General features: G+C 68.0%; 6 protein-coding genes and 1 pseudogene. 2 read left to right on the forward strand and 5 right to left on the reverse strand.

Going from position 1 to position 6,128, the window contains the following annotated elements; translation table 11 throughout:
- Window positions 1-59: 59 nt before the first annotated feature.
- From ABZ070_RS34640 to ABZ070_RS34655, 4 genes are all read right to left on the reverse strand, one after another.
- Complete coding sequence (locus ABZ070_RS34640; protein ID WP_356639856.1) at window positions 60-827, reverse strand: hypothetical protein; 768 nt, start codon at window positions 825-827, stop codon at window positions 60-62.
- Between the two features lie 612 nt (window positions 828-1,439).
- Window positions 1,440-1,811, reverse strand: a complete 372-nt coding sequence (locus ABZ070_RS34645) for a hypothetical protein (RefSeq protein WP_356639858.1) — start codon at window positions 1,809-1,811, stop codon at window positions 1,440-1,442.
- A gap of 80 nt (window positions 1,812-1,891) precedes the next feature.
- The gene (locus tag ABZ070_RS34650; RefSeq protein WP_356639860.1) at window positions 1,892-2,317 is read right to left on the reverse strand and encodes a Scr1 family TA system antitoxin-like transcriptional regulator; all 426 of its coding nucleotides are present in this window, start codon (window positions 2,315-2,317) and stop codon (window positions 1,892-1,894) included.
- Window positions 2,318-2,497: 180 nt separating this feature from the next.
- Entirely contained in the window at window positions 2,498-2,908 is a 411-nt protein-coding gene (locus ABZ070_RS34655) for a peptidase M4 (protein ID WP_356639862.1), read from the reverse strand.
- Between the two features lie 347 nt (window positions 2,909-3,255).
- On the opposite strand from ABZ070_RS34655, the pseudogene ABZ070_RS34660 reads away from it, so the two are divergent.
- Window positions 3,256-3,687: pseudogene (locus tag ABZ070_RS34660) on the forward strand (transposase); the annotation flags it as partial.
- A 533-nt stretch (window positions 3,688-4,220) separates the two neighbouring features.
- Here the strand turns inward: ABZ070_RS34660 and ABZ070_RS34665 are convergent.
- A complete protein-coding gene (locus ABZ070_RS34665) occupies window positions 4,221-5,255 on the reverse strand; it encodes an integrase (RefSeq protein ID WP_356639864.1) in 1,035 nt (344 codons plus the stop codon).
- Between the two features lie 143 nt (window positions 5,256-5,398).
- On the opposite strand from ABZ070_RS34665, the gene ABZ070_RS34670 reads away from it, so the two are divergent.
- Window positions 5,399-5,653 carry a hypothetical protein gene (locus ABZ070_RS34670; RefSeq protein WP_356639866.1) on the forward strand — a complete coding sequence of 85 codons (255 nt, stop codon included), beginning with the start codon at window positions 5,399-5,401 and terminating at the stop codon, window positions 5,651-5,653.
- Window positions 5,654-6,128: the final 475 nt, after the last annotated feature.

A 6,128-nucleotide genomic window follows, 5' to 3' on the forward strand; every position in this document is an offset into this window, starting at 1 on the left:
GTGATCACAACACCAGCCGCTACCCCGACACGGCCCCATGCCAATCACGCACGAGGTCGTTAGATGCGGATAATGAGCTGGTGGGTGGCTTCACCGCGCTGGATGTCGCTGTCGGCGGCGACCTCGTAGCCGCGCCTTTCCGCCTCGCAGATCACAGCATGGGCGATACGAAGAGCCCGGTCGGCCAAGTGCCGCGAGACCCGAATCGGCACCATGTCCGGCCGGCCGCGCGTGTCTGCGACGTTCTTCGATCGACCGAGCGCGGTGCGGGTGCGGGCGACGAGCGGGTGCGGGCGGGCCGGGAGGCTCTCGGGGACGTCAATGACCGGTACGGGTGCTGGCTCTGCTGCTTTCCGGGCTGCCTCGTCGATCAGTCGCAGGATTACGTCGCCCTTGTCCCGACCTGTCATGCGCAGCTTGAAGCTGTCGGGAACATGACCTTGGTGCAGCGCGTGGTAATAGGCGCTCCGCCAGCACCCCCGGGTCCGGGGACCGGGATCAGGCACCGTGAGCGTTCCGCCGGCCTCGCGGAGCCGAGCCAGCAGCTCGACCCCGTCCACCGGCGCCTGAGCCGCCTGGGCAGGATCGTTTTGCAGACGCTCCTTCTCCGCCTGAACCTCCTTGGGGTGCTTGCCGTGTTGGAGGTAGAAGCTGCCGCCCGCGGTCACAACCGCGCTGCTGCGGCCACCCGTGTAGCCGGTCTTGATCAGGTCCCTAGTCTGTAGGGCCCACAGGACGCCGGAATGCGCAGCGGCGGTCAGATACGTCTTTTCGGTGGCGATCTGCTTGAGCAGATCGAGCTGCTTGTCGCTCAACGCGAACTTCACTGGACCCGTCCCCTTCTTACCCCAGTAAGGCACTGACAGTCCAAGTAAGAAGTCCAACGGCCCCCGGCTCAGCGGAATCCAGGGAAGTTACCTCTCCTCAGGGAACACGTCACAGCGGCGGCGCACAAGGGTGCAGTGGCGGTGTGGGGCAGCATCGATGTGCGGCTGCGCCTGCCGGGAGGGCGAGATGGCAGCCAGCCTTGACGGTGTCGGCAGCGGTGGTTTGTTCGTCGCTGGGGGTCAACACCCTGATGCCCGCGTCTGGTGGTGGGGTGGTTGACGGTGCGGCTACGGCGGCCAACAGCTGATGCGGTGTACTCCAGGTCAGGAGCTCATCCAGTGCGGCGTCGAGGCGGCGGATCTTGTCCTGCTCGGCAGTCGCCAGGACGTGGTGTACGGCGTCGACGAGGCTGGCTTCGGTGCTGCGCCCTCGGCGTGCAGTGTTCTCGACGCGTGCGTTGGCGCTCTCGGAGAGGGCGACGTGCGCAATGCGGAGGCCCACGGAGGGGTGGCGTCTTCGGCGATCACGATGCGCATGCGGCGGATCCTAGGACCTGGGGCCCAGCGGCAGTTCGACGGTGACGGTGGTCGGGCCGCCGGCGGGGCTGTCGATCAGCAGCCGCCCGTCCACCGTACTGACCCGCTCCGGCAATCCCGCCAGCCCCGTGCCGCCGCCCGCGCACGGCCGTGCGCCGGGTCGAAGTATGGGATAGTCTCGGTCGCCTCTCCGGGCCGCTCGGGCAGGTCCACGTCCAGCGTCACGGGCAGCGCGTAGCCCGATACCAGGGTTTCCAGGGCGACGTCGAGGCCGTCGTTGAGGGCCGGTGGGTGGATGCCGCGCACCAGGTCGCGGAGCTCCTTGATCGCGGTGCGGGAGTCAGCGCAGGAAGAGTGCGCTCGCTGCGCGAACCCAGGGCCGCTGTTCGTCTCCAGGACTCCGATGAGCAGGTCTGCGTCTGGCAGGTTGCAGTAGGTGCAGATCATCCGGGCGCCCCTCGGGTCGCAGTGACTGTCCTGTCACTGACCGTAGGAACGTTACCGAGAAAGCCCGAGCGGATTGCCCGCTATTTCTCGAACTCATCCGGGGATTGCTCCACCAGTGCGTCGAGGGCATCGGTGAGGAGTCGGCGGGCATCCGCTCCGTAGCGGGCCATCGTTGCCAGGCGATCGAACACGCCGCGATAAAGGCGGAGTTCCTCGGGCTGGGTGAGGCGCATCTCCGCGGCGAACGTCTCGACCATGATGACCCGGTCGTCGAACAGCCAAAAGCCGTGCAGCGGGGTCACCGGGAGACGGAAACCGAAAGGGACGATGCCCAGCCGCACCGAGGCCAGGGACGTTGCTACGCAGGTGGACAAGGGTGATGACCAGCCGGTCGTGCAGGGCGAGTTGGTACTTCGGCCCCGCGCCGGCCTGCCTACGGCGGACACCGCCGGGCCGGTCAGGGCGCCCTCCCTCACAGCGTGCCTGCCACTGAGGTTCGAGTTCATAGAGCAACCCGCCGAGATGTTGGCGACTCACACTGCAGAAGGCAGGATGGGACAAGGTCGCGCGGGCCCACTTCTTGGTCACACATGAAGAACCCGCGCGGCCCTCGTCATGTCACGGGCTCCACTCCGATCAATCGCGGGTGAGGTCGTAATCGTCAAAGCCATCCTCACCCACGAGTCTCACCGCCCACTCAGTAGATCGACTTGCTCGCCTACGACGGAGCCAGTGGCGGAGTCGATGTCGAGCACGGCCTTGCCCCCGTCGTTCATCATCAAGTCGACGGACCAGCGGACGGGGCCGCCGTCCGAATTCTCGAGCCCGATCGCGCTCACGGTCCCCTTCCTGCGGCCCGTGGCAGTCGAGGCGGCCACCTGAGGTGAGATCTTGGTGCTGTTGAGCAGAGCAACCAGTTCCCGCTTGTCCCCGCTGTCCTGATCGGATTCGACCCTGCTCCGGGCGACCTGACCGGATACGGCGTCGACGTACACGACGTGGGCCGTGCCGTCCGCTGCGGCGATCCTGGTGTCCCACTGCGCACGTACGCCATCAGGGCGCCTCAGGTCGATGTCGATCAGCTTGGATCCGGGCACCCTGCCCAGTGCTGTGCCCGCTGCCTCGTTCCATCCGATCTTCGCAGCAGCGATCAGGTCCGTTTCTGCGGCTTCCGACGGCGCCGCAGCTGGAGATGATTCCTTCCCACCTTTCCCGCAACCACTCACCACGACCGCCGCAGCGACCGCGCAGAGCACACCAATCACACGACCACGGCGCCAACCGCCGCACTTGAGGAATCCAGAAAGCATGGGCTCTAGCCTCCCCTCGCGGCCCGGCGTACACCAGCGCCCCGAACCCCGCTTCACCCAATCAGCCCCGGGGAATTCCATCTCACGCGGGAGTGTCTAATCAACGGCGGATCCGATGATCAAGGAGACGCCTGATGGGCGAGACCATCACCGAGGATTCGGCCGCGGAGGAGCCGGTCGTAGAGTCGACCGCGGAGGCAGTGTCGGACGAGCAGTTGATCTCGCTGCTGGTTGACCGTGCCCGCTCCGACGGACTGCATTTGACCGGAGAGGGCGGGCTGCTGCAGCAGCTGACGAAGCGGGCGCTGGAGTCCGTGGAGGGCGAGATCACCGATCACGTCGGCTACGACAAGCACGACGCAACGGGCAGGAACAGCGGCAACAGCCGTAACGGCCCCCGCTCGAAGACCGTGCTGACGGATGTCGGCCCGGTCGAGGTGAAGGTGCCCCGGGACACCGCCGGCGCCTTCGAGCCGCAGATTGTCCGCAAGCGGCAGCGCCACCTGACCGGTGTCGACGAGATGGTGCTCTCGCTGTCGGCGAAGGGCCTGACTCATGGGGAGATAGACCGTCACCGGCCTCGCCGACCGGCTCCCCGCATCCCCGCCGGAGCTGCCCGAGCACCCGGACTACCCCCGCATCCTCGCCGCCTTCAACCACGCGACCGGACCGCTACGAGCCAGGGACGTCTGCGAAGCCCTCGGCCACGAAGACGCCGTCAGCCATCTCCCCACCGATCAGTAGGGCCACCGCTGAACTGGGCGAACTCAACCGCGTGTACCTGGCTGCACGAGTCTTACCGACACCCCGGCTCGCTATGAGGCGGCGATCGAGATGGCCAACCTGGTGCAGACCGGGCTGGTTATCGACGCCACCGAGAACGACGGCTGGTCACCGGAGCAGGTCACCGACAGGCCCTGACGGGGCCGTACGCTCCAGGCGTCGTGGACGGGGAGAGTGACGGCCTTCGTCCAGGCGTCCAGACGGCGCCCAAAACGCTGGTCGCGGAGCTGGGAGTGGGCCTGCCCAGTCTCTTAAGGCCGTTCCGCGTGCACGCCCTCTGCGGCAATACCCCTTTGCCTGCGCTACCGGACGCCGATCAGGGCGTGTCCTCCCACTGGTCGACGACTTCGAGATGTCCGGCGAGCACCTTGGAGTGCGGAGCCCAGTCTCCCTGCTTGGCGATGACGATCTGGTCGTGGCCCTTGAGGCGGGAGGACGTCGCGAGTCCGCAGCGGGGCGAGTGTCCGGTGAAGCGGATCTCAATCCCGGCCCGGGCGCCGGCGCGGGTGATGACGTCGCCCACGGAGTCGGGCTGCAGCCCGCCCTCCAGGAGGGTGTGCCAGCGGGAGTGCAGGCGCCGGAAGGCGGGTCCGTCCGGGTCGGTGAGTCCGGCGGCCTCCTTCCATGCGGTCCAGGCGCGGACCGGGCAGATTGAGGGGCGGGTGCCGTAGGGGACGGGGACGATGCGGGGGCGGACCTTGGAGACGCGCATGTCGGCGAGCAATCCGCCGGGGGTGTCGGCGTAGTCGCGGACCCGGTTGGCGGCGATCTCGTGTTCGCGGCCGGCGACGGCGAAGTGCATCAGGATCAGGGCCCGGTCGCGGATACCCATGAGGTTGTCGGGGCAGGCGGCGCTGATCCGGGTCAGGTGTTCGACCAGCAGGGGCGGTGCCTGGCCGCGGCCGCGCTGCTCTCCGTTCTCCTCCATGTCCTTCACTAGCTGCTTGAGCCGATTGCGGGCCAGGCGTGCCACCCCTCCCTCGAGGACGAGGCCGTGATCGGTGCGGGCGGAGACGACGGTGCCGGTGATGCGGCGGTCGATGGTGCGCGGGGCGATGAACGTCCCCGTCTTCCAGCCGGGCTGGGTCCACAGCCACTCCACGAACATCACCAGGGTGCCCGGGGTGACGGCGAACAACGGCACCTCGCTTGCGGCACAGAACTTCCCCCAGCTCGCCCAGTCCTGGGCGTAGCCCTTGCGGGTGTTCGCCGACCGATGGTCCGCGACCACCTTCACGGCCTGGCCGTCGATGTGCTCCAGGGCGGCCCGGGTCGCGGCGTCGAACTCCTCCGGCCTCACCGGCGCCCCCGGCTGCAGGGTGCCGATGACTGTTACCTGGCGCTCTGTCACGACTTACCCCCGGGGCCGGATTTGGGTAGTTTCCTAGTTCACGGATACAAGGAGGGAGGTTATCCGGGATCGATGACGGACGGCCCGGCCCTGCCCCCCTCGGCGAGCCGTGTCCAGCCGCGCGGTCTCGCGTTGGTCCGGGGGTGACCGAACAACTCGGAGCCGGGCCGCCACTGGGGACGAAGGAAGAGGTGCGCCCGTTCGTGTTGCAGCTGGAGGCAGAAGCCAAGCAGTTGGCGGCCGACGTCGGCGACCTCTGCCGCCCCCTGGCCGCCGGCGAGGCTCACGCGGGCCGTTGCCATTCAGCAGAAGTGGGAACGGTCCGGGACTGGGCCATCGAACAGGAAGTTCAGGACGTCACGGTGCCCGACTACACGCCCGGTGAGGTGAGCGGGTAGAGCGCCGCGACGGTGCCCGGCGGCGGCAGCATCGGCCGGACGCAGGGCGCACCGCCGGCGGTCCAGTCCCTCTCACGTCCTGGTCGCCGCGGCGGAGGTGTCCGCTTCCGGTGTGGCGGTCCGGCCCATGAACTGGCGAAGGACCACCTGCCCCGCCGTTCATGACAGCCCTCACCATGCTGGGCACACCCGCGGCGGTCGTAGGAGCCGCCGACGCGGTAGCGGCCGTGCTGGCCTTTCTACGCAGCCGATGAGGTGCGCCTCGCACCGGGCATGGGGCAGCACCTTCTCTGTGCTGCCCCAATACGGGCCATGGCTGTGCTGCTAGCGGCGGTTCGCGATCACAGCCCCGCCCACCATGCACCGGCCGGCAGCAACTGAGCCGATGGCGGCGGCCGCCTCTACTGACGTTGAAGTCGTCTTGTCGTAGGGGCTGACGGTTGGTGATCGTCGAGGTAAGCCGGTTGGATGAGGT

Origin of the sequence: Streptomyces sp. NPDC006283, assembly GCF_040613325.1 — a bacterium.
Taxonomy (GTDB): Bacteria; Actinomycetota; Actinomycetes; order Streptomycetales; family Streptomycetaceae; genus Streptomyces.